Origin of the sequence: Saccharothrix variisporea, assembly GCF_003634995.1 — a bacterium.
Classification (GTDB): Bacteria; Actinomycetota; Actinomycetes; order Mycobacteriales; family Pseudonocardiaceae; genus Actinosynnema; species Actinosynnema variisporeum.
The window spans coordinates 5,529,159-5,555,354 of sequence record NZ_RBXR01000001.1 but is presented as its reverse complement, the minus strand read 5'-3'; the positions used below and the strand labels follow the sequence as shown (position 1 = coordinate 5,555,354).

The 26,196-nt window shown below is 70.8% G+C and carries 26 protein-coding genes; 6 read left to right on the top strand and 20 right to left on the bottom strand.

Annotation, left to right across the window (positions count from 1 at the left end):
• Positions 1-68: 68 nt before the first annotated feature.
• The 3 genes from purM to DFJ66_RS25120 form a co-directional block, all read right to left on the bottom strand.
• On the bottom strand, positions 69-1,145 hold the full coding sequence (purM, locus tag DFJ66_RS25130; protein ID WP_397556245.1) for a phosphoribosylformylglycinamidine cyclo-ligase: 1,077 nt from the start codon (positions 1,143-1,145) through the stop codon (positions 69-71).
• Positions 1,146-1,161: 16 nt separating this feature from the next.
• Complete coding sequence (gene purF / locus DFJ66_RS25125; RefSeq protein ID WP_121224374.1) at positions 1,162-2,682, bottom strand: amidophosphoribosyltransferase; 1,521 nt, start codon at positions 2,680-2,682, stop codon at positions 1,162-1,164.
• 107 nt (positions 2,683-2,789) lie between these two features.
• Positions 2,790-3,518 (bottom strand): maleylpyruvate isomerase N-terminal domain-containing protein, encoded by a 729-nt coding sequence (locus tag DFJ66_RS25120; RefSeq protein WP_121224372.1) that lies wholly within the window; start codon positions 3,516-3,518, stop codon positions 2,790-2,792.
• Positions 3,519-3,673: 155 nt separating this feature from the next.
• On the opposite strand from DFJ66_RS25120, the gene DFJ66_RS25115 reads away from it, so the two are divergent.
• Positions 3,674-3,979, top strand: coding sequence for a hypothetical protein (locus DFJ66_RS25115; RefSeq protein WP_246029894.1), 306 nt, complete (start codon positions 3,674-3,676; stop codon positions 3,977-3,979).
• Positions 3,976-5,970 (top strand): alpha/beta hydrolase, encoded by a 1,995-nt coding sequence (locus DFJ66_RS25110; protein WP_121224367.1) that lies wholly within the window; start codon positions 3,976-3,978, stop codon positions 5,968-5,970. Before DFJ66_RS25115 ends, DFJ66_RS25110 begins: the two co-directional genes overlap by 4 nt.
• 37 nt (positions 5,971-6,007) lie before the next feature.
• On the opposite strand, the gene DFJ66_RS25105 is transcribed toward DFJ66_RS25110, so the two are convergent.
• From DFJ66_RS25105 to DFJ66_RS25075, 7 genes are all read right to left on the bottom strand, one after another.
• A complete protein-coding gene (locus tag DFJ66_RS25105) occupies positions 6,008-6,340 on the bottom strand; it encodes a hypothetical protein (protein ID WP_121224365.1) in 333 nt (110 codons plus the stop codon).
• A gap of 95 nt (positions 6,341-6,435) precedes the next feature.
• Complete coding sequence (locus DFJ66_RS25100) at positions 6,436-6,777, bottom strand: hypothetical protein (protein WP_121224363.1); 342 nt, start codon at positions 6,775-6,777, stop codon at positions 6,436-6,438.
• Between the two features lie 30 nt (positions 6,778-6,807).
• Positions 6,808-7,185, bottom strand: coding sequence for a sterol carrier family protein (locus tag DFJ66_RS25095; protein WP_121224361.1), 378 nt, complete (start codon positions 7,183-7,185; stop codon positions 6,808-6,810).
• A 123-nt stretch (positions 7,186-7,308) separates the two neighbouring features.
• Positions 7,309-8,115 carry an ESX secretion-associated protein EspG gene (locus tag DFJ66_RS25090; protein WP_121224359.1) on the bottom strand — a complete coding sequence of 269 codons (807 nt, stop codon included), beginning with the start codon at positions 8,113-8,115 and terminating at the stop codon, positions 7,309-7,311.
• 113 nt (positions 8,116-8,228) lie between these two features.
• The gene (locus DFJ66_RS25085) at positions 8,229-9,548 is read right to left on the bottom strand and encodes a PPE domain-containing protein (protein WP_121224357.1); all 1,320 of its coding nucleotides are present in this window, start codon (positions 9,546-9,548) and stop codon (positions 8,229-8,231) included.
• Between the two features lie 51 nt (positions 9,549-9,599).
• Positions 9,600-9,989: a transcriptional regulator gene (locus DFJ66_RS25080; protein ID WP_121224355.1), complete on the bottom strand. Its 390-nt coding sequence runs from the start codon at positions 9,987-9,989 to the stop codon at positions 9,600-9,602.
• Positions 9,990-10,107: 118 nt separating this feature from the next.
• Positions 10,108-10,692, bottom strand: coding sequence for a DUF3558 domain-containing protein (locus DFJ66_RS25075; protein ID WP_121224353.1), 585 nt, complete (start codon positions 10,690-10,692; stop codon positions 10,108-10,110).
• A gap of 145 nt (positions 10,693-10,837) precedes the next feature.
• On the opposite strand from DFJ66_RS25075, the gene DFJ66_RS25070 reads away from it, so the two are divergent.
• Positions 10,838-11,872, top strand: a complete 1,035-nt coding sequence (locus DFJ66_RS25070; RefSeq protein WP_246029893.1) for a glucose 1-dehydrogenase — start codon at positions 10,838-10,840, stop codon at positions 11,870-11,872.
• A 36-nt stretch (positions 11,873-11,908) separates the two neighbouring features.
• Here the strand turns inward: DFJ66_RS25070 and DFJ66_RS25065 are convergent, their stop codons facing one another.
• The 3 genes from DFJ66_RS25065 to DFJ66_RS25055 all read right to left on the bottom strand — a co-directional run bounded on the left by DFJ66_RS25065 (position 11,909) and on the right by DFJ66_RS25055 (position 14,535).
• Positions 11,909-12,700, bottom strand: coding sequence for a lysozyme (locus tag DFJ66_RS25065; protein WP_121224350.1), 792 nt, complete (start codon positions 12,698-12,700; stop codon positions 11,909-11,911).
• 114 nt (positions 12,701-12,814) lie between these two features.
• Positions 12,815-13,603 carry a lysozyme gene (locus DFJ66_RS25060; protein WP_121224348.1) on the bottom strand — a complete coding sequence of 263 codons (789 nt, stop codon included), beginning with the start codon at positions 13,601-13,603 and terminating at the stop codon, positions 12,815-12,817.
• 86 nt (positions 13,604-13,689) lie between these two features.
• Positions 13,690-14,535 carry an aldo/keto reductase gene (locus DFJ66_RS25055; RefSeq protein ID WP_121224346.1) on the bottom strand — a complete coding sequence of 282 codons (846 nt, stop codon included), beginning with the start codon at positions 14,533-14,535 and terminating at the stop codon, positions 13,690-13,692.
• A gap of 133 nt (positions 14,536-14,668) precedes the next feature.
• On the opposite strand from DFJ66_RS25055, the gene DFJ66_RS25050 reads away from it, so the two are divergent.
• The gene (locus DFJ66_RS25050; protein WP_121224344.1) at positions 14,669-15,544 is read left to right on the top strand and encodes a LysR family transcriptional regulator; all 876 of its coding nucleotides are present in this window, start codon (positions 14,669-14,671) and stop codon (positions 15,542-15,544) included.
• Here the strand turns inward: DFJ66_RS25050 and DFJ66_RS25045 are convergent.
• Both DFJ66_RS25045 and DFJ66_RS25040 read right to left on the bottom strand, forming a co-directional pair.
• Complete coding sequence (locus tag DFJ66_RS25045; protein WP_211351314.1) at positions 15,494-16,450, bottom strand: pentapeptide repeat-containing protein; 957 nt, start codon at positions 16,448-16,450, stop codon at positions 15,494-15,496. The two genes, DFJ66_RS25050 and DFJ66_RS25045, sit on opposite strands and share 51 nt — an antisense overlap.
• On the bottom strand, positions 16,447-17,463 hold the full coding sequence (locus DFJ66_RS25040) for a pentapeptide repeat-containing protein (protein ID WP_121224342.1): 1,017 nt from the start codon (positions 17,461-17,463) through the stop codon (positions 16,447-16,449). Before DFJ66_RS25040 ends, DFJ66_RS25045 begins: the two co-directional genes overlap by 4 nt.
• Before the next feature lie 152 nt (positions 17,464-17,615).
• Here DFJ66_RS25040 and DFJ66_RS25035 point away from each other — a divergent pair, with 152 nt between their 5' ends.
• Complete coding sequence (locus tag DFJ66_RS25035) at positions 17,616-18,437, top strand: SAM-dependent methyltransferase (protein WP_121224340.1); 822 nt, start codon at positions 17,616-17,618, stop codon at positions 18,435-18,437.
• A gap of 60 nt (positions 18,438-18,497) precedes the next feature.
• Positions 18,498-20,657, top strand: a complete 2,160-nt coding sequence (locus DFJ66_RS25030; protein WP_211351312.1) for a putative bifunctional diguanylate cyclase/phosphodiesterase — start codon at positions 18,498-18,500, stop codon at positions 20,655-20,657.
• Between the two features lie 805 nt (positions 20,658-21,462).
• Here the strand turns inward: DFJ66_RS25030 and purL are convergent.
• The 5 genes from purL to DFJ66_RS25005 all read right to left on the bottom strand — a co-directional run bounded on the left by purL (position 21,463) and on the right by DFJ66_RS25005 (position 26,124).
• The gene (gene purL, locus DFJ66_RS25025) at positions 21,463-23,724 is read right to left on the bottom strand and encodes a phosphoribosylformylglycinamidine synthase subunit PurL (RefSeq protein WP_121224338.1); all 2,262 of its coding nucleotides are present in this window, start codon (positions 23,722-23,724) and stop codon (positions 21,463-21,465) included.
• Positions 23,721-24,392 (bottom strand): phosphoribosylformylglycinamidine synthase subunit PurQ, encoded by a 672-nt coding sequence (gene purQ / locus DFJ66_RS25020; RefSeq protein ID WP_121224336.1) that lies wholly within the window; start codon positions 24,390-24,392, stop codon positions 23,721-23,723. Before purQ ends, purL begins: the two co-directional genes overlap by 4 nt.
• Positions 24,389-24,628, bottom strand: coding sequence for a phosphoribosylformylglycinamidine synthase subunit PurS (gene purS, locus DFJ66_RS25015; RefSeq protein WP_121224334.1), 240 nt, complete (start codon positions 24,626-24,628; stop codon positions 24,389-24,391). The genes purQ and purS overlap by 4 nt, the downstream gene beginning before the upstream one ends.
• Positions 24,629-24,854: 226 nt before the next feature.
• A complete protein-coding gene (locus DFJ66_RS25010; protein WP_121224332.1) occupies positions 24,855-25,394 on the bottom strand; it encodes a DUF3800 domain-containing protein in 540 nt (179 codons plus the stop codon).
• 196 nt (positions 25,395-25,590) lie between these two features.
• Entirely contained in the window at positions 25,591-26,124 is a 534-nt protein-coding gene (locus DFJ66_RS25005) for a DUF3800 domain-containing protein (RefSeq protein ID WP_121224330.1), read from the bottom strand.
• Positions 26,125-26,196: the final 72 nt, after the last annotated feature.

Here is a 26,196-nt window from a genome sequence, read left to right as displayed (position 1 = left end):
CGCGTTCGACCAACTGCCACGGCACCACGCCACCCAAGCGGACGACGTGGTGCGCGAAGGGGCGTTTCTCAGAACCTCGGGTGGTCGCCCACGAGCGCGGTCGCGCCGTCGTCGGAGCGGCGGACCTCGCCGAGCACCCAGGCGGGCACGTGGCGGGCGGTCAGGACGGCCAGGGCGCGGTCGACGTCCTCCGGGGACACCACGGCGACCATGCCGATGCCCATGTTGAACGTCTTCTCCATCTCCTCGCGCTCCACCCGGCCGCGCTGGGCGATCATCTGGAACACCGGCGCCGGCGTCCAGGTGCCGCGCTCGAGGGTGGCGTGCAGGCCCTCGGGCAGCACGCGCGCCAGGTTCGCCGCCAGGCCACCGCCGGTGACGTGCGCGAACGTCCGCACCTCGGCCTCGGCGGCCAGCGCCAGGCAGTCCTTGGCGTAGATGCGGGTCGGCTCCAGCAGCTCCTCGCCCAGGGTGCGGCCGAACTCCTCGACGTGACCGGACAGCGGCATGCGGCCGATGTCCAGCAGCACGTGCCGGGCCAGGGAGTACCCGTTCGAGTGCAATCCGGAGGACCCCATCGCGATGACGACGTCCCCGTCGCGCACGCGGTCCGGCCCGAGCATCGCGGACGCCTCGACCACGCCCACGCCGGTGCCGGAGATGTCGTAGTCGTTCTCGCCCATCAGGCCCGGGTGCTCGGCGGTCTCGCCGCCCAGCAGCGCGCAGCCGGCCTGGACGCAGCCCTCCGCGATGCCCTTGACCAGCGCCGCGACCTTCTCCGGCACGACCTTGCCGATGGCGATGTAGTCCTGCAGGAACAGCGGCTCGGCACCGCACACCACCAGGTCGTCCACGACCATCGCGACCAGGTCGATGCCGACCGTGTCGTGCTTGTCCAGCGCCTGGGCGACCGCGATCTTGGTGCCGACGCCGTCGGTCGAGGACGCGAGCACCGGCTCCTTCCAGCGGTCCAGGCGCAGCTGGAACAGGCCCGCGAACCCGCCGATGCCGCCGAGCACCTCGGGCCGCTGCGCCTTCGCCGCCCACGGCTTGAGCTTCTCCACCGCCTCGTCACCTGCGGTGATGCTGACTCCGGCGGCGGCGTAAGTGGCCTTGGGGGTGTCGGTCACGTCACTGGCTCTCATGTCGGGCGGGCAAGGATCACGGACGCCGCAAGGCGTCCTCGGCACCGTACCCGTTCGACAGAACGGGAGCCGCCGAGCCCGCCACGCCCCGGATGCCCTCCAGCAGGTGCTTGCCGATCAGGGCGTCCTCGGGCAGCGGGATGGGGTAGTCGCCGTCGAAGCACGCCGAGCACAGCCGCGTCTTGGGCTGTTCGGTGGCCGCGACGAGCTGCTCCAGCGAGACGTAACCGAGCGAGTCGGAGCCGATGGACCGGCGGATGCCGTCGTCGTCCAGGCCGTTGGCGATCAGCTCGGCGCGGGAGGCGAAGTCGATGCCGTAGAAGCACGGCCACTTGACCGGCGGGGACGCGATCCGGACGTGCACCTCGACCGCGCCGGCCTCGCGCAGCATCCGGACGAGGGCGCGCTGGGTGTTGCCGCGCACGATCGAGTCGTCCACGACGACCAGGCGCTTGCCGCGGATGACGTCCCGCAGCGGGTTGAGCTTGAGCCGGATGCCCAGCTGGCGGATGGTCTGCGACGGCTGGATGAACGTGCGGCCCACGTAGGCGTTCTTGACCAGGCCGGACCCGTAGGGGATGCCGGAGGCCTGGGCGTAGCCGATGGCGGCGGGCGTGCCGGACTCGGGCACCGGGATGACCAGGTCGGCCTCCACCGGGTGCTCCTGGGCCAGGCGGCGGCCGATCTCGACGCGGGTGGCGTGCACGGACCGGCCGGCGATGGAGGTGTCCGGGCGGGCCAGGTAGACGTACTCGAAGATGCAGCCCTTGGGCTCGGGGTTGGCGAACCGGGAGGACCGCAGGCCGTTCTCGTCGATCGCGATCAGCTCACCCGGTTCCACCTCGCGGACGAAGGAGGCGCCCACGATGTCCAGGGCCGCGGTCTCGCTGGCCACCACCCAGCCGCGCTCCAGCCGGCCCAGCACCAGCGGGCGGACGCCGTGCGGGTCGCGCGCCGCGTACAGGGTGGACTCGTCGGAGAACGTGAGGCAGAACGCGCCGCGCAGGGTCGGCAGCAGCTGCATGGCGGCCTGCTCGATGCCGATGTCCGCCGCCTGCGCCGCGAGCAGCCCGCACACCAGGTCGGAGTCGGTGGTGGCGCCGTGGCTGGTGTCCACGCCCAGCTCGCGGGCGCGGGTCAGCAGCTCGGCGGTGTTGACCAGGTTGCCGTTGTGGCCCAGCGACAGGCCGGAGCCGGTGGCCGTGGTGCGGAACGTCGGCTGGGCGTTCTCCCAGGTCGTGGACCCGGTGGTGGAGTAGCGGCAGTGCCCGACGGCGACGTGGCCGCGCAGGCTGGACAGCACCTGCTCGTCGAACACCTGGCTGACCAGGCCCAGGTCCTTGAAGACCACGACCTGGCTGCCGTCGCCGACGGAGATGCCGGCGGCTTCCTGGCCGCGGTGCTGCAACGCGTACAGGCCGTAGTAGGTGAGTTTGGCGACCTCTTCACCGGGTGCCCAGACACCGAACACCCCGCATTCCTCGCGGGGCTCCTGCTCGGTATCGGTGCGGCCGGCTGCTGACTGGTCGGTGACCACCGAGTGCTCCCTAGCGACGCGGGCGGGGCTGCACTTCCGAGTGTAAGGCGAACGGGGGGTGAACCACCCCCATCAGGACCCGGTGGACGTGAGCAAACACACCCCCGTCAGTCCAGTTTGAGCACGTTGAGCACGTTCTTGTCGCCAGTGGCCTTGAGCGGCAGGCGGCCCCACAGCCCGTAGTGCACGATCTGCGCCTCGCCGGTGATCTGGAGGTCGGTCTCCTCACCGGGCCACGCGGCGCGCAGCTCGGGGACCACGCCCGGCTCCAGGGTGACCACCCAGGCCTCCGGGACGTCGGTGAGCTGGATGAACGCGGTGCCCTTGGCGCTCGGCGGGACGTCGGTGGCGTACTTGGCGGCCAGGAGGGTGCCCAGGGACTCCTCGATGCCGTCCACGGCGAAGTCGGTGTCACCGCTGACCAGCTCGCGCAGCGCGGCCTGGGCGTCCCAACGGCGCAGGTCCAGCTCGTGCGCGATGCGGCGGTGCCACACCCAGGCCAGGTCGGGGGACGCGGGCGAGAACGTCCAGGCCGGGCGGTTGCCGGGGACGGCGGGCAGCACCTCGGCGGCCAGGGCGAGCTGGGCGTCCAGGTACTCCAGCGGGACCACGTCCTGCGGGACGGGCGGCAGGTTCAGGCGGACCGTGCTGCCGCTGCGCAGGTACTCGAGGGAGGTCTGGAGGAAGCGGCCGACGTGCAGGGTGAGCTCGGTGAACGTCCACCCGGGGCAGCTGGGCACCTTGGCCTCGGGGTCGGCCTTCCCGACCGCCGCGCGGAACATGCTCGCCTGCTCGGTGAACTTCTCGGTCCACCGCTGCGGGTTCCAACCGCCCATTGCCCCTCCTGGTGTTCTCGTGCCGCCTCCACCGACGCGGCCACGGCGGACATGGTTCCGCATCACCGGTCGTCTCGGGCGGAACCGCCGGTGATCGAGCTGCGTCGGAGGGTCCAGCGGCTGTGCGGCACGAAGGGTGGGGAACCGTGTTCGGTGTGCGACCAGAGACGTTGCGCGCGGCGTCCAAGCAGTTCCACGAGGGTGCGGACGCGGCGGGCGACGGCGCGGAGATGATCTCCATGCTGCGGCTGGACGCGGGCGCCCTGGGCGAGGTCGCCGCCGCCGCCGAGTTCGCCGACGCCCTGGCCAAGTGGGCCGGCGAGCAGTCCGACGACCTGCGCCGCGGCAGCGCCTGGTACCGCGACGCGGGCGACGGCCTGAACGAGAACGCCGACGCCTACCAGCGCGCCGACGACGACTCCCAGAACTCGTTCCGCTCCCTGGAAGGTGGCCTCGCGTGAGCTACGTCGACCCGGAGGTCCTGTACGGGCAGCTCGCGTCGGGCGACGCGGGCCGCATCGCCGCCGCGGCGGACCCCATCAGCGGCGCGCAGAGCGCGGTGGGCCGAGCGGGCCAGGCCGTCACGTCCGGCGGCCAGACCGCGACCGCCACGTGGCAGGGCGAGTCGGCCACGAAGTTCGGCGCGCGGGCGGAACTGTCCACCAAGTCTGCCACCGTGGCCGGCGAACGCCTGGGCGCGGGCATCGACATCGTCCAGGCCGCGTCCCGCGCGTACGGGCAGATGCGCGGCAGCGCGGACCAGCTCATCGACTTCTGGCGCGGCCGTTCCCCGGCGCTGGACGAGGCCCAGACCCGCGAGCTGGCGAACAAGGTCAACGAGCAGCTGACCAACGTCAAGAACAGCTACGAGACCGTCCTGCGCTCCTACGCGAAGGCCCTCACCGACGTCCGCCCGGCCTTCCAGGAGGTGGCGGCGAAGGACGCCGGCTGGAACACAGCCGTCCAGTCGATGCGCACCACCGCTGCGGTCCCGCCACCGGGCACCGACCCGAAGAAGGTCGCGGAGTGGTGGAAGTCGCTGACCAAGGAACAGCAGGACGAACTGCTGCGCACCAAGTTCCAGGAACTCGGCCAACTCCGCGGCCTGCCCTCGGAAGTCCTCGACACCGCCAACCGCCGCCGCATCGACGACGACAAGCAGCGCTTCTCGGCGGAGGCCGACCAACTCCAAGCGCAGATGGACGCGCGGGCGCGCGAACTCGGCTTGGACCCGAACAACTCGGACGACCTGACCAAGCTCAAGAACGACCCGCAGTACGCGGACCTGTCGGAGAAGAAGGACATCGCACAGACCAAGGCCGACAACGCGGAGAAGGTGCTCAAAAGCATCAAGGACGCCGAGTCCCTGGCAGAGAGCAAGAAGTGGTTCAACGAGCAGGGCAAGCCCGACGTGCGCGTCCTCGCGTGGGACCCCTACGGTCCGCGTGGTGACGGCGCGACCGCCATCGCCTACGGCAACCCCGACACCGCGAAGAACCTCGCGGTGTGCGTACCGGGCACGGGGTCCACGCTCGACAGCTTCTCGGTGGGTCAGGCAGGCAACCTCCGGGACGCGATGGGTGCCAACGGCAACGCCACCATCCAGTGGCTGGGTTACGACGCCCCGGGCTGGTCGCCCGGCGAGGTGGACAACCCGGCGCAGGCCAAGGAGGGTGGCGCGAACCTCGTCGCCGACGTCGACGGCTACCGCGCCGCCGCCGAGGCCGCCGGCAACCGCCAGCACCTGACCGTGATCGGCCACTCGTACGGCTCCACGACCGTCGGCCACGCGGGCATGAACGGCCTTGCGGCGGACGACATCGCGTTCGTCGGCTCGCCGGGTGTGGGCGCGTCGAACGTCAACCAGCTCTCTGTCGGCCCCGGCCACGTCTACGCGGGTGCGACCGAGCACGACCCCGTCGTCCAGGGCACCAGCTCGACGTGGTTCACCGAGGACGGGTCGTCCATCGGCCCGTACGACGACCGGTTCGGGGCGAAGGTCTTCGGCACCACGGACGGCACCTCCGCGCTGGGCGCGCATTCCCAGTACTACGAGCCCGGCTCGGAGTCGGTGAGCAACCTCGCCAAGATCGCCAATGGCGACGGCGGCTCGGTCACCTCCCAGAAGTGGCATGACTCGCCGATCGGGCCTTCCCTGCCCGGTTCGCACCTGCCCGTCGTCGGTCCTGTCATCGACGCGGCCGGCAGCGTCGCGGTGGGCACCGCCGACCTGGTCACAGACGCGGGCACCGGGCTCTACAACGCGGGCCGCGACGCCTGGAACGGCAACTGGTCCGACGCCGGCACCGGCCTGGTGAACACCGGCAAGGAGGTCGTCAACGACACCGTCGACGTGGTCGTCGGTGGCGTCGGTGACGTGGTCGAGGGCGGCCGGGACATCGTGGAGGGCGCGAAGGGCGCCTGGGACCGGACCGTGGGCTCCTGGTTCTGAGCGGGTGCGGTGATGCGCCGACCCCGAAGTCGGCGCATCACGCCCAGCGGCAGGAACTGACCTCAACCCGCGGGTCGATGCCGTCGAAGCCGTTGTCGTCCCAACGGCGGATCTTGCAGACCACTTGGTCGTCAACCTTGATGTCCGGCGGGAACTGGTCGAGTGCCGCGCCGTAGGTGCTTCTACCCGGCGCGAACTCACCCTTCAGTTCCTCGGTCAGCTCCACACCCACCTGTGTGGGACGCTCGCCTCTCGGGTCGGGGACGATCCGCAGCACCTTGAAGTGGGCGTCGCCCTCCCACTCGGAGCCGCAGCCCGCGAGGAGCATCCCGACCGCCGCCACGACCACACCGGCCTTCAACGCCTTCACGCGGTCGAGCTTAACGACGTCGCACTCGCGAGATCAGGTTTTCAGAGGCAGACGACCGGCCCCGCGCCAGGACCCGGGGGGGCTCTGGTTGGTGATCAGGCGGCCCGGCAGTCCCGGACCTCGGTCTGCGGGTCCTCCTGGTCGAAGCCGCTCTTGTCCGACTGCCGCACCTTGCACAGCACGCGGTCGCCGACCTTGACCCCCTGCGGGAGCTGGTCGAGGTCGGCGGTCCGCTGGTCGATCTTCTCGACCGACTTGGGCTCGTCCTGATCGATGGTGAGGTTGGCGAAGGGCGGACGGGTGCGGCCGGAGGACTCGTAGCCCGGGTTCAGCTGGGTGACCTTGAAGGCGACCTCGCCCTCCCACTCCTCGCCACCACACGCCGCGAGGAGCATCCCGACTGCCGCCACGACCACACCGAGCTTCAGCGCCTTCACGCGGTCGAGCTTAGCGACGACGGCGAGGCGCTAGATCCGGACGACCGGGAGCAGGGCGGACAGGTCTGCCCTGCTGCCCGATGCCGTCACCTTCGCGTCCTCCAACGCCTGTGACCACTCCAGGCGGCCGGTCGCGAGGAGGAGCCAGGTTCGGGGGTCGGTTTCCACCACGTTCGGTGGGGTGCCGCGGGTGTGGCGGGGGCCGGCTACGCATTGGACCGCCGCGAACGGTGGCACCCTGACCTCGACGCTGCGGCCCGGCGCCAGTTGTTCCAGGGTGCGCAGGCTGAGCTTCACCGCCGTGGCCAGGACCGGGCGGTCCGGGCGGTCCGCTTCGTCGGACAGCCAGGGCAGGACGGCGGCGACGGCGGTGCGCAGCTCGTTCGGGTCGACGGGTTTGGGCGGCATCCGACCAGGTTAGCGGGGCGCGGGGGTTGGGCTGTCCACAACGGACACGGTGCCGGCGTCCGCGGTGGCGCCCGGGTCGAACCGCCACGGACGGAGCGAACGCCGGCGCAGCGGCAGCCGGCGTCAGATCTTGGCCGCGCGGACGGCTTCCGCCAGCAACTCCTCCACCTGGTGCGTCAGCCGGCGGACGTCGGTCGGGGTGAAGGTGCTCCACGGTTCCGACCCGTTGGACGCCCGCCGCTGCTGCAGGTACCGGCCGTCCTCGGTGTCGAAGAACGCCACCACCCGGTCGGGGCGGCAGCGCTTGCCGTACTTGTCGCGGGCCGCCGCGCCGAAGTTGCCGGTGTGGACCAGGCCGGTGAACATCTTCACCAGGGTCGCCGCGTCCTCCTGCCGCACGCCGTGGTTGCGCAGCGAGTTCTCCAGGCTCTTCGGGGAACCGTCGGAGTTCTTCACCGCCTTCTCCAGGTCGGCGCTGGGCATGGTCACCGAGTGCCCGGTGCCCGCCGGGTGCACGGGCAGGGTCCCGAGCACCGCACTGGGCAGTCCGCTGCCGGCGGCGCGGCGGAACGTCAGCTGGTTGTCGGTCAGGGTCGCGACCGCGCCGTGGTCGCCGTTGGCCACCCCGAGCACCCGGACGCTGCGCCCGACCCAGATCCGGCCGTCGACCTCGCGCTCCGGCCGCACGAACTGCCGCAGCAGGTAGTCCAGCTCGGGGTGCAGCCCGGTCGGACCGCCCAAGCCCCGCCCGCCGACGGCCTGCCACACGCGGCGTTCCAGCTCGGCGCGCTCCTGGTGGGTCTTGCCCGGCGACGGCACCTTGATCACCAGCGGCATCGGCCCCAGGTCGAGCCGTTCCCACAGGACGTCGAACTCCTCGGCGGAGAGGGTGATCGGCTCCCTCTCGGCCTGCCCCCCGAAAATGGTCACTGCTGCTGCTCCACGTCACCCGAGCACCGGCCCCACCCCGACGATGGGGCCCTGTTGCCAGTCCAGGCCGGGACCCGCGAAGAGGTCCCGGCCTGGACGCCGAACTGGTCGAACTACTGCGGGGTCTCGCCGATCACCGGCGGCGCGACGAGGCGGTCGTCGCCGAACACGTCGTCCGTCTCGACCAGGTAGTCGGCGGACTTGTGCTCGATGTCCTCCTCGCCGTTCGCGCCGTGGCCACCCGCGCCACCGGCGCCCATGCCCTGACCCGGACCGCCGGGACGACCACCGGGGCCGCCGGGACCGCCCGCGCCGGGACCGAAGCCGCCGACACCGGCCATGCCGCCGCGACCGGGCATCCCGCTCGCGTTGCCCATGCCGGGACCGCCGGGCATGCCCGGACCGCCGGGACCGAAGCCGCGACCCATGCCGTTGGGACCACCCGGACCACCGGGACCGCCCGGCATGCCGGGACGCATCGGCATCCCCGGCCGGTTCTGCCCCGGACCACCCGGACCGCGCGGCGGCACCGGCGGCTTGGGGCCACCCGGCGGGTTCGTGCTCGACGGCGGCTTCCAGCCACCGGGCGGCACGGGGCCGGTCGGCGGGTTGCCCGGGGGCAGACCACCGATGGGCGGCGTGGGCGTCGGCGTGACCGGCGGCGGGGTGGGCGTCGGGGTCGGGGTGACCCACGACGGGTTGGTGGTGCCACCGGGGAACGTCGGCGGCTGCGCCGTCGGCGGCTGGGTGGTCGGCGGCGTCCACGACGGGCGCGTGCTGCCGCTGGAGTCACCCGGCGGGGTCCACGTCGGGGTCGAGTTGTAGTTCGCGCTGCTGGTGTTGTAGCTCTGCTGGCCACCGGGCGGCGGGGTGTCGACGACGACCTGCGGCGGGGGGACGAACTCGCCCAGCGTGCTGGAGTTCCACTCGCTGCTGGACTGGTAGTTGTTCATCACCTCGACGGCCTTGGCCTCGGCGTTGTCCTGCGCCGCTTCCTGGGCCTCGTGGTCCTTCTGCTGCTGGATGACGTGCATCATCCCGGCCGGGCCGGTCAGCGCGCCGAGGATCTTGTCCCCGGTCGACGGGGCCTCGGTGGTCACCTTGACCGGCTCGGGCATCTCCTTGCGGGCGTCCGCGATGTAGTCCGCCTGCAGCTGCGCGGAGGCCTTCATCGTGTCGGAGCCCGTCTTGGCGTCCCCGGCCCACTGCGCCAGCGGCGACAGCGCCTTCTGGGTCTCGTCGGCGGTCGAGCCCTCCCACTTGGCGCCCAGCTTCTCCAGGCCGCGGTGGATCGACTCGTCGATGTCGGCCAGGGTCTCGGAGAGCGCCTTCCACTTGTCCTCGATGGGACGGGAGGCGGCGACGCCCGGGCCTTCGTTGATCATGCGGTGCAGATCGGGGTGGGCATACCCGCGCCAGCGGTGGTCACCCATCGTGCTCGCCCCCCTCGGGTGCGTTGTCCATCAGTCTGTGGTCGGTGGTGGTCAGTCGCGCTTGACGCGTCCCCAGGAGGCGACGTTGTCACCCTCCACGCGGCGGTAGTTGTCCTCGATGGCCTGCAGCTGCTGCACGACGCCCTCGAGCTGCTTGCGGTACTCCTTGATCGCGGTGAGGGCCGCGGAGTCACCGGCCTCGAAGGTGTCCTGGTTGAACTTCTGCGCGGTCTCCTTGCTGACCGGGTCACCCGCCCAGTTCTTCGCGCGCAGGGCGAAGTCGGCGTCCTGCAACTGCGCGTCGAGGCGTTCGAGCGCGTCGGCGAAGACCTTCTTGGCCTCGGGAATGGCCGTCGGGTCGACGTGCAGCTTCTGCTGCGTCCCGCTGTACGCCGGCGGAGTATCCGTGGTACCCCCGCCACCACCATCCGCGATGAACACGGCACACCCTCCTGTAGTGCTGCACATACCCCAGCGTGTGCATTTGGGACGACTCTAGCTCTGATGTGTGACGCGGGTGGATGGTTCCACGTGCAAAGTGAGTAGTTCTACCCGTCTTTCAGCGAGCTGAAAGGGTGGCGACCGTCGCAGCGGCGACCTGCTGCACCAACTCGCACAGCCGGCCCTGGGGGACCTTCTCGTCGATGCTGGTCGCCTGGAGCGCGAGCACCTGGCCGTCCGAGACGTCGACGGCCGCGTAGCAGGAGGTCTTCTGGTCGGGCGCGCCGCCGAGGACCGCCGGGAAGCCGGCGACCTGGAGCCGCTGCATCTCGACGTCGAAGCTGCCGTCGGTGTAGAACTCGATCCCCGAGGTCGTGGCCGTGGTCACGGTGGCACCCCACGTCCGGTCTTCGCGGTTGAAGCTGCAACTGGGCGACCGGAAGACCGTCGACGTGCCGGCCAGCGGCGGGCGGTCCAGGCCGATGTCCTTGCGCTGCGCGTCGGTGAGCAGCGTGCAGGGGTCGACGTCCTTGAGGTTGATCGTCTTCGGGCGCTTGGCCGGTTCCTTGGACGTCGAGGTCGGCTTGCCGGACGACGCGGTGGTCTCGCCGGTCGGCGAGCCGGCGGTCGGGGAGCCGGTGGTCGACTCGGAGCAGCCCGCGAGGAGCAACACGGCGGCGAGGAGCGGCACGGCACGGCGCATGGGCCCAAGTTATCCGATCGGCGGGCACAGAGCGTCGCCATTGGGAACTCCGGCGTCACCCGTCGGCAGCATCGCCGGTGTCCGGCCACAACGCGGCCCGGCGCTGGGTCGTCGGACCGTGGCGACCGACGTAGCCTCTCGTCCCGTGGGTGACACGGTGCGGGCCGCGATGGTGGTGCCAGGCAAGCCCGACCTGGCGACGGTGGTGGACCACGAGGTCGCCGAACCGGCCGGCGAGGTCGTCGTCCAGGGGCTGCTGGCCGGCATGTGCGGCACGGACGTGGAGATCATCCGTGACGGCTTCGGGTGGCTCCCGCCCGGCCGGGACAGCCTCGTGCCGTTCCACGAGTCCGTGGGCCGGGTGCTGTCCGCGCCCGAGGGCTCGGGCCTCGCCGCGGGGGACCTCGTCGCCGGCGTGGTGCGGCGACCGGACCCCGAACCGTGCCCGGCCTGCGCCGTGGACGCCTGGGACTTCTGCCGCAACGGCCGCTACCAGGAGCGCGGCATCAAGGAGCTGGACGGGTACGGGATGCAGCGGTGGACCGTGCCGGCCAAGTTCGCCGTCCGCCTGGACCCGGCGCTGGGCGAGCTCGGCGTCCTGACGGAACCGGCGTCGATCGTGGCCAAGGCGTGGACCCAGGCCGAACAGCGGTCCGCGCGGGCGCACGTCGAGCCGAGGTCGGTGCTGATCACGGGGGCCGGTCCGATCGGCCTGCTGGCGGCGCTGCTGGGCGTTCAGCGCGGCCTCGACGTGCACGTGCTGGACCGGGTCGAGAAAGGACCGAAGCCTGACCTGGTGCGGGCTTTGGGCGCCCACTACCACCGTGACATCGGGGAACTCGGCGAGGTGGACATCGCCATCGAGTGCACCGGCGTGGCCCAGCTCGTCTGGGAGACCACCCGCCGGGCCTCGACCACGGTCCTCGCCGGCCTGACCGGCGACCACGACCCGGTCCCGCTGGACCCGTCCGTCTTCGACGGCATCGTCCTGCACAACAAGGCCGTCGTCGGCACCGTCAACGCGGGCTTGGCCGACTACCGCACCGGGGCGGAAGCCCTCGCCGCGGCCGACCACGGCTGGCTGCGCGGCCTCGTCACCCGGCGCGTCCCGCTCGACCGCTTCACCGAAGCCCTCGACAAGCACGAGGACGACGTGAAGGTCGTCATCGACCTGGGCTGAGGCGGGCCGGGGTGCGCCCCGACCCGCCGACCGCGCTCAGCCGTTGGCCAGGGCCTGCAACCGGTCGTAGGCGCCGTTGAAGACGTTCTGGTCGATCGGCGAGGACGAGTACTGCCAGAACGTGTAGTAGCTCCACCGGTAGGGCAGGGTGCCCACGGTGGACGAGTAGCGCGCCACCCACAGCGGGTTGGTGGAGGTGAAGTCGCCGGGCGCGCACTGGTTCCACCAGCTCGTGGACGTGTAGATGACCGGCCACCGGCCCGTCCGGTAGTGGTACCGGTCGGAGAAGGACTTCACCCAGTTGATCATCGACGTCTGGCTGAGGCCGTAGCACGTCGAGCCGTACGGGTTGTACTCCATGTCCAGCGCGCCGGGCAGGGTCTTGCCGTCGCCGGACCAGCCGCCGCCGTTGTTGACGAAGTAGTCGGCCTGGGTGGCGCCGGAGGACCGGTCGGGCAGGGCGAAGTGGTAGGCGCCGCGGATCATGCCGATGTTGTAGGAACCGTTGTATTGCTGGGCGAAGTACGGGTTCTTGTAGGTGGTGCTCTCGGTGGCCTTGACGTAGGCGAACCGCTTGCCCTGGTTCCACCAGTACGCCCAGTCGACGTTGCCCTGGTGGCCGCTGACGTCGATGCCGTAGACCACGGCTTGGGCGCTCGGGTCGGTGTTGATGACGATCCGCTGGTCGCCCCGGCCCTCGTGCTTGGCGATCTGCGAGCCCATGGCGTGGTCGTCGACGGCGGGTGCGGCCTGTGCGGGGGTCAGGACCGCGGTGAGCAGGGTGACCGCGGTCGCGGCGACGAGTGCGCCGCGGAGGAGTGCTCTCATGGCGAACACCTTTCGAGCCAGTGCAGGGGGATGACTCGTTGGGCAGTGTGCCGCTGTTCTAACCGGATAGCCAGACTTCGTGTTAATTGGTCACGAAGACGGAGTAAGCCCGAGCTACCCCAGCGCGACTCGGCGCAGCTGCTCCTGGTCGCCGTTGAACAGGTTCTGGTCGCCGGGGAACTTCCCGGCCGCCTGCCACTGCCAGATGGTCTCGGAGGTCCACCCGTGCGGCAACGGGCCGAGGGTGTCGTTGTACTGCGCGACCCACAACGGGTTCGTGTGGCCGAAGGACTCCGTCGTGCCGACGCAGCGGTTCCACCAGCTCGTGGACGTGTAGATGGTCGGGTAGCGGCCGGTGCGCTCGCGGACCCGGTCGCTGAACTCCTTGACCCACGCGCCCATCGCGGGCTGGTCGAGGCCGAAGCACGTGTCCCCGTACGGGTTGTACTCCATGTCCAGGGCACCGGGCAGGGTCTTCCCGTCGGCCGACCAGCCACCGCCGTTGTCCACGAAGTAGTCGGCCTGCTCGCGGCCGGACGACCGGTCCGGCAACGCGAAGTGGTAGGCCCCGCGGATCATCCCGACGCCGTACGAGCCGTTGTACTGCTGGCCGAACTTGGGATTGCGGTACCCGGTGCCCTCGGTCGCCTTGACGTAGGCGAACCGGGCCCCGTCCGCCCACGCCCGCGGCCAGTCCACGTCACCCTGGTGGCTGCTCACGTCCATCCCGGGCACCTTGCCGTCGCTCGGGGGGTCGCCCGAGCGCCCCCAGCCCTCATGCTTGGCGATCTGGGAACCCGCGTAGTGATCGGCGGACCCCTGCGGCAGCCCTTGCGCGGCGGGCGCGATCGCCAGGGTGATGGCGACCGCGCCCAGGTGTGTCAGGCAGGTGCGGAACCTCATCGCCGAGCCCCCCGTTCGCCGTAGACCGTTGGTGCGCCTGGCCTAGATCGTCGGGCTTCCGGGGCGGTTCCGCATCCGGGCGGGTGTCACCCGTCCAGGCGCTTCAGCTCCTCGTCGGTGAGCACCAGGTGCACCGCGGCGGCCGAGTCGCGGATGCTCGCGGGCCGCGACGACCCCGGGATGGGGATCACGACCGGCGACTTGGCGAGCATCCACGCCAGGCACACCTGCTGCGGGCTCACGCCGTGCGCGCCGGCCACGTCGGCGAACACCGCGAAGCGCTCGCCGAGCCGCGCGGCGGCGCTCATGCCGCCCAGCGGGCTCCACGGCAGGAACGCGATCCCCAGCTCGTGGCACAGCTCCAGCTCCGGCTCGCTGGACCGGAACGCGGGCGAGAACTGGTTCTGCACGGACGCCAGCCGCCCGCCCAGCACCTCGTTGGCCTCGCGGATCTCGTCCGGGTTGAAGTTCGACACCCCGGCGAACCGGATCTTGCCCTCGTCCAGCAGCTCGGCCAGCGCGCCCACGGAGTCGGCGATCGGCACGTCCCGGTCGGGCCGGTGGTACTGGTACAGGTCGATCACGTCCACCCCGAGCCGGCGCAGCGACTGCTCGCACGCGGCCTTGAGGTACTCGGGCCGGCCGTTCAGGCCCCACCCGCCGCCGGACGTGCGCGTGTGCCCGCCCTTGGTGGCGACCATGACGCCGTCCACGCCCTTCAGGGCCTCGGCGAGCAGCTCCTCGTTGTGCCCGAAGTCGTGCTCGTCGAGCGAGTAGGCGTCGGCCGTGTCGATCAGCGTGACCCCGGCGTCGAGGGCCGCCCGGACGGTCTCGACCGCCTGGTCCCGCGACGGCCTGCCCTGCACGGACAGGGGCATCGCGCCCAGGCCGATGGCGCTGACCTCGGCGTCGGCGATCCGGCGCTGCTGCATGTGCTGGTCCCTTCTGCTCCGAATCGACCCGCCTCCAGCGGGTCGGCGAGGTCGCGGCCACCAGCCTGCGCCATCGGCATTAAGCTGTCCAACAGAAGGACCTGATGCCATTCAGCAGTTCGGGTGATGAATCGTGGAGTTGCGCCAGCTCGAGTACTTCGTCGCGGTGGCGGAGGAGTGCCACTTCACGCGTGCCGCGCGGCGGATGCGGGTCGCCCAGTCGGGGCTGTCGGCGTCCATCCGGGCGCTGGAGGTCGAGCTGGGTGCGCCGCTGTTCCTGCGCTCGACCCGGCAGGTCGAGCTGACCCAGGCCGGGCGGGCGCTGCTGGAGGAGGCGCGGCGCGTGCTGAGCACGGTCGACGCGGCCCGCAACGCCGTGGCCGGCGTCCAGGGGCTGCTGCGCGGCACGCTGTCGGTCGGCAGCGTCCAGTGCCTGCACGCCGTGCACCTGCCCGAGGTGCTGGCGCGGTTCCACGACCGGCACCCCGGCGTGGAGATCCGGTTGCGCCAGGGCGGGTCCGGCGAGCTGGCCGAGGAGGTGCGGGCGGGCCGGCTGGACCTCGCGTTCGTCACCTCGACGCGGGCGAGCGACCTGCCGCAGTCCGTTGTGGACACCGAGCCGATGGTGCTCGTCTGCGGGCCGGAAAGCCGGTTCGCGCAAGAGGGTTCGGTGCTGCTGGCGGACCTGGCCGGCGAGCCCTTCGTGGACTTCAACCCCGACTGGGGCACGCGTGACGACGTCGACCAGGCGCTGGCCCTGGCCGGGGTGGAGCGGCGGGTCGCGGTCGAGGTCAACGACGTCCACTCGCTGCTGGACTTCGTCGGGTTCGGGCTGGGCGTGGCGCTGGTGCCCGAGTCGTTCCGGCACAAGCCGACCCGCGCCCGGTTCGTGCCCATCGCGGACGCGCCGACGACCGGCACGTCCGTGGTGACATCGGCGAGCGTGAGCGCGGCGGCGTCAGTCCTGCTCGACATGGTGCTGGAAGGTCGCGCCCTCGCGACCGGTTAGCTCCCAGCCCGTCGGGTCCTCCTTCACGCGGGTGCCGGCCACCAGTTGCAGTGACCCGACCTGCTCCGGCGGCGTCGGTGGCAGGTGCAGGAACTCGCCGACTTCCGCCCCGGCCACCTCGAGTCGGTGGTCGAAGCTGACGTCCTGCAAGGACATCCCGCCGGCGAACCGCACACCCCGGAAGTCCACCCGACCGCGGAACGAGCCACCGGAGAACAGCGCCGGCTTGCCGAAGTGGGCATCGCGGAAGTTGGTGATGCCGTAGAAGGCGGTCCGGCGTGCGGTCAGCCGGCCGACACGCCGCCCCTCGAGCCGGAAGTACTCGAGGTTCGCGCCGGTCAGGTCCAGGTGGTAGAGCGTCGGGTCGGTGTCCTGGCCCCACGGCAGCAGGTCCGTGATCAGCCGCTGCGCCGTGAGCCGGACCGAGCGCTCACGGTCCTTCTCCTCATCGGTCTCGACCTCGGACTGGCCGCGGAACGCCTGATCGGGGTCGTCAGCCTTCAGGGTGTAGATCTCGTGGGTGAAGGGTCGGCGCAGATAGGCGCACAGGACGTCCAGCACGGTCTGCTTGTAGCGGGGCGTGGACCACGCCAGCCCGGCCAAGGCGTGCATCGCGCCCACCCGCACTTGGTCGGCCCCGTTGCCCAGCATCTCCACGGCCCGCGCGAACCGCTCGTCGGCGACCTTGTCGCTCTCCAGCACGTGCCGCGCCTCCTCGGTGCGGCGACGGCGGTCGTTGAGCCACAGCGCGTACAGCGCCACGACCGCGCCGCCCGCGAGCCCACCGGTCTTGATCGCCTCGGCCTTGGACAGCTTCGGCTCCACCCACAGCAGCACGGCCGTCGTCACGACCGTCACCAGCACCGCCGCGGCGACGCTCACGGCCAGCAGCGCGCGCCCCTTCACCTGGCCACCAGCCCGGTCCACCCCTCGGGCAGCACGGCGTCCACCCCGGCCGCCACCTCGACACCGTCCCGGTCCACCGAGTCGGCGAACTCCACACCCTCGAACGACACCGGCCCGCCGAACCGCGCCCCGGCGAACTTCGCCCGCCCGAAGAACCGGGTGCGGGCGAAGTCGACCCGGTCCCGGCAGTCGATCCGGCTGAACCAGCCGACGTCGCAGAACACCATGTCGTGCGCGTGCAACCGGCCCTCGCTGACCGAGTCGGTGAACCACGCCCCGCCGTGCACGACCAGGTGGTGGAACGAGTTGGACCGCGCCAGCCACGCCGCCCGCACCACCAGCTCGCCGACCTGCCGGTGCGAGAGGTCGAAGTACTCCAGGTAGGCGCGGGTGAGGTTGAGGTCGTACAGCTCGGCCCCGCCCTGGTCGTCGGGCGGCAGCAGGTCGGCGATCAGCCGCTGGGCGGTCAGCCGGACCTCCAGCTCGCGCTCGCTCTCCGCCGTGTACTCGTCGGATCCCTTCGGGTCGGTGTCGGGCCGGAACGGGCGGCGCAGGTAGGCGCACAGCACGTCCAGCACGGTCTGCGTGTACTCGGGCCGCGACCGCGCCAGGCCGGCCAGGGCGTGCATCGCGCCCACCCGCACCTGCTCGGTCTCGTGCCCCAGCAGTTCAACCGATCGGGCGAACCTCTCGTCAGCCACCCGCGACCGGTCGTGTTCGGCCCGTTCGATCTCCAGGTCGTGGCGCTTCTCGTCCATGCGCCGGCGCCGGTCGTTGAGCCACAGCGCGTAGAGGGCGACGACCGACCCGGCCGCCAGCCCACCGGACTTGACCACCTCGTGCTTGGGGCTGGTCGGGTCCAGCACCAGCAGCATGCCGGTGACCAGCAGGAACGCGCCGACCGCGGTGAGCAGCACCGGCTTGAGCCGGGGCCGGCGCCGCCGCACCACGAGCAGCAGCCACACCCCACCCACCGCGCTGACGACCGCGCCCGCGATCCACAGGTACTTCACAAGCGCGGCATTCTTCCCGGTGACCGCCGACACGGTGACGGGAACACAACTACCCGCGAGGGGACGGTGTGCTAACTCACCGGATTGGCCCATGATGTGCAGGGTCACCGCAACGGCGGGCAACCGGCCGGACGAAGCGTGAGGAGAACCCCGTGGACAGCGTGGAGCGCCCCAACTGGGCGCCGGTCGAGATCGACCTCGGGCGTCCGAGCATCGCGCGGGTCTACGACTACTGGTTGGGCGGCGCGCACAACTTCGCCGTCGACCGGGCCGTGGGCGACAAGGTGCTGGCCGACGTGCCGGTGCTCAAGAGCGTCATCCTCAACCACCGGGCGTTCCTGCGCCGAGCCGTCCGCTACCTGCTGTCCCAGGGCATCCGGCAGTTCCTCGACCTGGGGTCCGGCATCCCGACCGTGGGCAACGTGCACGAGATCGCGCAGGCCGTGGACCCGGCCGCCAAGGTCGTCTACGTCGACATCGACCCGGTGGCCGTCGCGCACAGCCGGGCCATCCTGACCGGCAACGAGTCGGTCAACGTGCTCCAGACCGACGTGCGGGACGCGCGGGGCGTGCTCAAGTCCCCCGAGGTGCAGGACCTGCTGGACTTCGACCGGCCGATCGCCGTGCTGATGATCGCGCTGCTGCACTTCGTGCCCGACGACGACGACCCGCGCGGCATCGTCGGCGCCTACCGGGACGCGCTGCCGCCGGGCAGCTTCCTCGCCATGTCGCACGCGGGCTACGAGGACGGCGAGTGGGACCCGTCCTGGGACGAGGCCCGCGGCACCTACAACCGGGGCGTGAGCGAGATGACCTACCGCCGCAAGTCCGAGGTGGAGGCGTTGTTCGAGGGCTTCGACCTGGTGGAGCCGGGCGTGGCGCGGTTGCCGCTGTGGCACCCGGAGTCACCCGACGACGTGGACGAGAACGCGGTTCACTTCCTGGGGTTCGGCGCGGTGGGGCGGAAGTCCTGATGTTCGACTCCGACCCGCGACCGACCGTATCCTTTGCGTTGTGGCGGTAGGCCGGCGGACATGACGGAACAGGTTGACCATCGGGTGGCAGCACCGGGCCGATCGAACCTCGACCCCGCCGTACTGGCCGGGGCGGAGTCCTTCGCGCGGACCTGGGCCACCGCGGTGATCGGCAGCAGTTACGTCCCCATGACCCGCACCGAGGTCGCCGAGCACCTCCAGGCCCTCACCGAGGTGCTGGTCCACGCCCTGTACGCGAGCCCTTTCCGCACCGCGCCCGGCTACGAGATCGGCGCGCGCCTGGTCGAGGCGCACTTCACCGGCACGGACACCCTGGGCCGCACGGTCCAGCTGCTGGGCGACGACCTGCTGTCCGAACTGGGCATCGCGCCCGACGAGCTCATGCGGTCCCGGCTGGCCGCGTTGCAGGGCGCGCTGTCCGCCGGCTACGCCCGTGCCCTGCGCGAACGCACGCTCGCCGAGCAGGAGGCCATCCGCGCGGCCGTGCTGGACGCCCGCGACCAGGCCGAGGCGGCGCTGCGGGCGTCCGAGGCGCGGTTCCGGGCCATGTTCACCGAGGCCGCGATCGGCATCGGCATCGCCGACATCGAGGGCCGCATCCTGGACGTCAACCAGGCGTTGCAGGACATGCTCGGGTTCAGCGTCGAGGAGATGCGGCAGTACAACATCCGCGACCTGATGCACCCGGAGGACGGCTCCAGCGTCTGGCGCCTCTACGACCAGCTCACCGCCGGCGAGTGCGACCACTACCGGGCGGAGAAGCGGTTCCGCCGCGCCGACGGCGAGCAGGTGTGGACGCACCTGACGTTGTCCCTGGTCCGCGACGACCACGGCGACCCGCAGTACCAGGTGGCGATGATCGAGGACGTCACCGACCGCCACCTGCTGCAGAACCGGCTGCGCTACCAGGCCCTGCACGACCCGCTGACCGGCTTGCCCAACCGGGCGCTGTTCCTGGAGCGGCTCGGCCGGGTGTTCAACAACCGCGCCAAGCGGCGGGCGGGCCTGTGCTACCTGGACCTCGACGGGTTCAAGGTGATCAACGACAGCCTGGGCCACGACATCGGCGACCAACTCCTGGTCGAGGTCGGCAGGCGGCTGGACCACTCGGTGTCCGGCGAGGGCAAGCTGGTCGCGCGCATGGGCGGCGACGAGTTCGTGATCCTGGTGGAGGGCTCGCGGGACACCCAGGACATCGTCAACGTCGCCGACCGGGTGTTACGAGAGCTCGAGTCCCCGATCCGCATCGGCGGGCACGAGCTGACCGTGTCGGCGTCCATCGGCATCGTCGAACGGGCGCTGTCCGGCACGACCGCCGCCGACCTGATGCGCGACGCCGACATCACGCTGTACTGGGCGAAGGCCGACGGCAAGTCCCGCTGGGCGCTCTACGACCCGGAACGCAACGCCCGCGAGGTCGCCCGGTTCACCCTGTCCGCCACCATGCCCGCGGCGCTGGAGCGCGACGAGTTCTACGTCGACTACCAGCCCCTCGTGCGCCTGGAGGACAGCACCGTCGTCGGCGTCGAGGCCCTGGTGCGGTGGCAGCACCCCGAGTTCGGGCGGCTCGCACCGGACCGGTTCATCGAACTGGCCGAGGAGACCGGCCTGATCGTCCCCCTGGGCCGGTGGGTGCTGCGCGCGGCGTGCCGGCAGGCGAGGCGCTGGCTGGACGAGTTCGGCGACTCGGCACCGTTCGTGTCGGTCAACCTGGCCGTCCGCCAGTCCCGCGACCCGGAGCTGGTCCGGGACGTGAAACGCATCCTCGACGAGTGCTCCCTGCCCCCGCACCACCTGCAGCTGGAGCTGACCGAGAGCGCCATCATGGGCACGGCCGACGAGCCGCTGGAGGCCCTGCGCGCACTGTCCGACATGGGCGTGCGCATCGCCATCGACGACTTCGGCACCGGCTACTCGAACCTGGCGTACCTGAAGCACCTGCCCGTGCACGAATTGAAGATCGCCGGCTCGTTCATGGAGGGGCTGCGCGCGGCGGACGAGGAAGACCCGGTCGACGTCCAGATCGTGTCCACGCTGGTGCAGCTGGCCCACGCCCTGCAGCTGGGCGTGACCGCGGAGGGCGTGGAGACGCCCGCCCAGGCCAAGCGCCTGCACCGGATCGGCTGCGACACGGGCCAGGGCTGGTTCTTCGCCAAGCCCATGACCCCGGGCGAGATCGACGAACTCCTGCGCAGCTGACCCTCCGCAGACGCTTCCCCCCGCCGCAGGACGCTGCGCCCTTCGCTTTGCGCCCGCAGGGCGTGTGCTTTTTGCTTTTCCAACGGCACGCGCGAAGCGCGTGCACAACCCAACCCGGGCTTCTTGCTTTTGTCATCCCCGTATGGCCTGCCCGAAGGGCTACCACATTTTCCGGGGGTTGCGGCCGAAATTTTTGTGAGGGACGAGCAAAAATTTTAGCGGCAACCCCCGGAAAATGTGGTAGGCTCCGCCAGGCCATACGGGGATGGCAAAAGCAAGAAGCCCCCGCACTTTCTTTGCTTTTCCGTCATCCTTGGCGGCCTGCCCGCCGGCGAGGCTCTTTTTCTTTTCAGTCTTTTAGAGCTTTTGAAAACAATGCTTCGCTCTCAAGCCCAACGCGCTGCGCGCTCTCAAGATCAAAAGCGCCTGCCGGCGGGCGAACCACCGATGGGGGGTGAAGGGCGTCGGTTCCCCCACCGCATGACCCGGCAAAGCCAACCACAGATTTTCCCGGTGCCGCTAAATTTTTTGCTCGTTCCTCACAAAAAATTCGGCTGCACCGGGAAAATCTGTGGTAGCCCTTCGGGCGGGCCATACGGTGGGGGAACCGAGGCCCTCCACTTGTGGCTCACACCACCGTGCGCTGCGCGCACGGAAAAGCGCGCGCTGCGCGCGTGGGGGCGGAAGGCGTGGGTGGAGGCGGAAGGCGTGGGTGAACGCGAAAAGCGCGCGGGGCCGGGTGGCCGCCGCGCGCCTTTTCGCTGTGTTCGCCTGGTCGTGTTCCGCCTGGTCGAGCTGTTGCTGCCTAGTCGAACAGCGCGGGGAGGGTGCCCTCCCAGGCCGTGCGCAGCTCGTCCAACCCCAGTTCGCCCAGCCCCTGGATCTCCAGCGACCGCGACTCCGGGTCCACCACGCCGACCTTGCGCCACGGCAGCCCGCGGGCCGTGCACATGTCGGTGAACCGCAGCTCCTCCGTGCGCGGCACCGCCACCAGCACGCGACCGGCCGACTCGCTGAACAGCTCGGTGAACAGGTCCCCTTCGAGGAACACCCGGGCACCGGTCTCGCCGATCAGGCACGTTTCGACCAGGGCCTGCGCCAGGCCGCCCTCGGCCAGGTCGTGGGCCGCCGACAGCATGCCGTCGCGCGAGCCCGCCACCAGGACCTCGCCCAGCAGCTTCTCGCGGGTCAGGTCCACGCGGGGCGGGAGGCCGCCCAGGTGGCCGTGGACGACGTGCGCCCACTCCGAACCGTCGAACTCCGCGTGCGTCTCGCCCAGCAGGAGCAGGGTTTCGCCGGCCTCCGCGCCGATCCCGGTGGGGATGCGGCGGCGGACGTCGTCGATCACGCCGAGGACGCCCACGACCGGGGTCGGGAGGATGGCGGTCGCGCCGGTCTGGTTGTAGAAGCTGACGTTGCCGCCGGTGACCGGGATGCCCAGTTCGACGCAGCCGTCCGCGAGGCCCTTCACGGCCTGCTCGAACTGCCACATCACGGCCGGGTCCTCGGGCGAGCCGAAGTTGAGGCAGTTGGTGACCGCGACCGGGGTCGCGCCGGTGGTCGCCACGTTGCGGTACGCCTCGGCCAGGGCCAGCTTCGCGCCGGTGTACGGGTCGAGCTTGGTGTAGCGGCCGTTGCAGTCCGTGGACAGGGCGACGCCGCGGTGGGTGTCCTCGTCGATCCGGATCATGCCGGAGTCGGCGGGCTGCGCGAGCACCGTGCCGCCGCGCACGTACCGGTCGTACTGCTGGGTCACCCACTGCCGGGACGCCAGGTTCGGCGACGCGGCCATGCGCTTGACCAGGTCCAGCAGCTCTTCCCGCGCCGGCTTGGGCAGCTTGTCGGCGCTGTCCGCCTGGAGGGCGTCCTGGTCGGCAGGGCGCTGGACAGGCCGGTTGTACACCGGGCCCTCGTGGGCGACGGTGCGCGGCGGGACGTCCACCACGACCTCGTCGTGCCACGTGATGACCAGGCGGTCGCCCTCGGTGACCTCGCCGATCTCGGTCGCGATCACGTCCCACTTGGCGCACACGGCCATGAACGCGTCCACGTCCTCCGGCCGCACGACCGCGCACATGCGCTCCTGCGACTCGCTGGACAGCACCTCGGCGGGCGTCATGCCCGACGCGCGCAACGGCACCTTGTCCAGCTGGACGCGCATGCCACCGTCACCGGCGCTGGCCAGCTCCGAGGTCGCGCACGACAGGCCCGCGCCGCCCAGGTCCTGGATGCCGACGACGAGCTTCTGCCGGAACAGCTCCAGCGAGCACTCGATCAGCACCTTCTCGGTGAACGGGTCGCCCACCTGGACGCTCGGCAGCTTCTTGCGCTTGCCGGCGGTGTCGTCGAAGGTCTCCGACGCCAGCACCGACACGCCGCCGATGCCGTCGAGCCCGGTCCGCGCGCCGTACAGGATGATCTTGTTGCCCGCGCCGGAAGCGTGCGCCAGGTGCAGGTCCTCGACCCGCATCGCACCCACGCACAGGGCGTTGACCAGCGGGTTGCCCGCGTACGACTCGTCGAAGACGACCTCGCCGCCGATGTTGGGCAGGCCCAGGCAGTTGCCGTAGCCACCGACGCCGGCGACGATGCCCGGCAGCACCCGCCGGGTGTCCGGGGCGTCGGCCGGGCCGAACCGCAGCGGGTCCATCACGGCCAGCGGGCGCGCGCCCATCGCGAGGATGTCGCGGACGATGCCGCCCACGCCGGTCGCCGCGCCCTGGTAGGGCTCGACGTACGACGGGTGGTTGTGGCTCTCGACCTTGAAGGTGATCGCCCAGCCGTCGCCGATGTCCACCACGCCGGCGTTCTCGCCGATGCCCGCGAGCATCTTGGCGCGCATCTCGTCGGTGGTGGTCTCGCTGAAGTACTTCAGGTGCACCTTGGACGACTTGTAGGAGCAGTGCTCGCTCCACATGACCGAGTACATCGCCAGCTCGGCGTCCGTGGGGCGGCGGCCGAGGATCTCGCGGATGCGGGCGTACTCGTCGTCCTTCAGGCCCAGCTCCTTGTAGGGCTGCTCCTGGTCGGGCGTGGACTCCGCGTTCTTGACCGTGTCGAGGCTCATGCGCTCACCACCGCGTCGAGCAGGGACAGGAACATGCCCAGGCCGTCGTCCGTCGGGCCGGTGAGGGCGTCGATCGCGTGCTCCGGGTGCGGCATGAGACCGACCACGCGGCCGTTGGCGCTGGTGATGCCGGCGATGCCGTTGCGCGAGCCGTTCGGGTTGTCGCCGACGTAGCGGAACACCACGCGGCCTTCGCCCTCCAGCTGCTTCAGCGTCTCGGCGTCGGCCTGGTAGCCGCCCTCACCGGACTTGAGCGGGACGAGGATCTCGGCGCCCTGGTCGTAGCGGGTGGTCCAGGCCGTCTCGTTGTTCTCGACCTTGAGCCACTGGTCGCGGCACACGAAGTGCAGCTTGTGGTTGCGGATCAGCGCGCCGGGCAGCAGGTGCGCCTCGCACAGGATCTGGAAGCCGTTGCAGATGCCCAGCACGGGCATCCCCTTGTTCGCGGCCTCGACCACTTCCTGCATGACGGGCGCGAACCGCGCGATGGCCCCGCACCGCAGGTAGTCACCGTAGGAGAAGCCCCCGGGCACGATGACCGCGTCCACGCCCTTCAGGTCGTGGTCGGCGTGCCACAGGCTGACCGCCTCGCCACCCGCGTACTTGACCGCGCGAGCCGCGTCGACGTCGTCCAACGTGCCGGGAAAGGTGATGACCCCGACCTTCATGCGTCGACCCGCCGGACGACCCAGTCCTCGATCACGGGGTTGGCGAGGAACGTCTCGGCGATCTTGGCGAGCGTGGCGTCGTCGACGTCGTCGGCGACCTCCAGCTCGAAGTGCTTGCCCTGGCGGACAGTGGTGACTCCGTCGAACCCGAGACGGGGCAGCGCGTTGGCCACCGCCTGTCCTTGCGGGTCGAGGATCTCGGGCTTCGGCATGACGTCGACGACGACTCGGGCCACGACAGGCTGCTCCCTGGTAGGAGGGCTGGCGGTACTGCCGAAGCCTACCTGACCTGGGTGTTCATCAACTTCACAGGTGGCGGGGGGCACACGTTCACCTGGGTTCACCCGATCGAGAGCGGTGCTTTTCGGGGGCTGGTGCTAATCTTGTAGTGCCTCGGCCAATAGGCCGGGGAAGTGAGCGCGGCACCCATCCGGACGGTTGGCTGGCCGCGCTTCGCGCTTTCTAGGGGTAGTCCAGGCGGATCAGGTCGCCCACCACCGGCCGGATCCGACGAGCCCAGTCCCCACCCGCGCCGTGGCACCAGGCGACGATGTCAGCGAGCCACAACAGCGGTTCCCCCGCGCTCTCGAAGTGCTCGTAGGAGAACGGCGTGTCGGGATCGGCCTTCCTGAGCACCCTCACGATGGTCTCGCGGTCGTGGACGTCGCGCCCCTCACGGCTGTCGAGCACCAGGCGCAGGGCGTCCCGCTGCACCAGACCGGCCGTCAACCGGGTCAGGCACTCGCGCCGCGCACGCTCCTCACCCTTGCGACAGTTCGCCGCGTAGATGTCGACTTCCACGCCAAGCTCGCACAGCGTGGAGACGATCAGCTTCCGACGGGAGGGCGTCTCCTTCGCGAAGTGCAACTCACGTTGGCCGGGGAAGAGCAGGCCTCGCAGCACCGATCGCGTCTGGCGCAGTTGCCGCGGGTGGATGATGGCCGCTGCCAGGTAGTAGGTGTCCTGGCGGCGGGATTCGTCGACGAAGGCGTGCACGGTCACGACCAGGTATCGGCATACAGCCGTCCGAGCTACAGCACCCGAACGCCTGTTCACCCCAGCCGAGCGGTTCACCCGATCGAGAGCCGAGGTTTCCGGTGGCCGGTGCTAGCCTGGAAGCAGCTTCGGCCCGTAAGCCGGAGAAGTGAGCGCGGTCCCCGTCCGGACGGTCGGCGGCCGCGCTTCGCGCTGTTGAGGGCTAGGCGAGGCGGACGACGGAGCCGATCACCGGGGCGATCCGCCGGGCCCAGTCGTCACCCGCGCCTTGGCACCAAGCCGCGATGTCCGCCAACCACAGCAAGGGGTCGGCCGCGCTGTCCATGTGCTCGTACACCACGCCGGTCTCCCGAGGCCGCTTGCCCAGCGCACGCCGGATCGTCAACTCGTCCAGCCGGTTGCGCTCACGACGGCTGTCGAGAACGATCCGCCGTCCGTCGACGTCCAGCAGGTCGTCGACCAGCCGGGTCAGGCACTCCTGCCGAGCCCACTCCTCACCACGCCCACAACTCGCGCGGTAGATGTCGACCCGCGTGCCGAAAGCCGCCACCGCCGACAGGATCGCGCGCCTGCGCTCCGGCTTTTCCTTCTTGAAGTGCAACTCGCGCTGGCCGGGAAGCAGGAGGCCGCGCAGTTGTGAGCGCAACAGGCGCAGGTGGCGAGGCTCGACGATGGCGGCCGCCAGGTAGTACTTGTCGCTGCGGCGGGATTCGTCGACGAAGGCGTGCACGGTCACCGACCAGGTATCGGCATACAGCCGTCCGGGCTACAGCACCCGAACGCCTGTTCACCCCGGCCGAGCGGTTCA

Bases quoted from the DNA above. Each gene is read 5' to 3' on its own strand.
- purM (WP_397556245.1), bottom strand. From the start codon at position 1,145: ATGAGAGCCAGTGACGTGACCGACACCCCCAAGGCCACTTACGCCGCC.
- purL (WP_121224338.1), bottom strand. From the start codon at position 23,724: ATGAGCCTCGACACGGTCAAGAACGCGGAGTCCACGCCCGACCAGGAG.
- DFJ66_RS25085 (WP_121224357.1), bottom strand. From the start codon at position 9,548: ATGGGTGACCACCGCTGGCGCGGGTATGCCCACCCCGATCTGCACCGC.
- DFJ66_RS25075 (WP_121224353.1), bottom strand. From the start codon at position 10,692: ATGCGCCGTGCCGTGCCGCTCCTCGCCGCCGTGTTGCTCCTCGCGGGC.
- DFJ66_RS25065 (WP_121224350.1), bottom strand. From the start codon at position 12,700: ATGAGAGCACTCCTCCGCGGCGCACTCGTCGCCGCGACCGCGGTCACC.
- DFJ66_RS25095 (WP_121224361.1), bottom strand. From the start codon at position 7,185: ATGCCGCCCAAACCCGTCGACCCGAACGAGCTGCGCACCGCCGTCGCC.
- DFJ66_RS25120 (WP_121224372.1), bottom strand. From the start codon at position 3,518: ATGGGCGGTTGGAACCCGCAGCGGTGGACCGAGAAGTTCACCGAGCAG.
- DFJ66_RS25055 (WP_121224346.1), bottom strand. From the start codon at position 14,535: ATGCAGCAGCGCCGGATCGCCGACGCCGAGGTCAGCGCCATCGGCCTG.
- purQ (WP_121224336.1), bottom strand. From the start codon at position 24,392: ATGAAGGTCGGGGTCATCACCTTTCCCGGCACGTTGGACGACGTCGAC.
- DFJ66_RS25030 (WP_211351312.1), top strand. From the start codon at position 18,498: ATGACGGAACAGGTTGACCATCGGGTGGCAGCACCGGGCCGATCGAAC.
- DFJ66_RS25060 (WP_121224348.1), bottom strand. From the start codon at position 13,603: ATGAGGTTCCGCACCTGCCTGACACACCTGGGCGCGGTCGCCATCACC.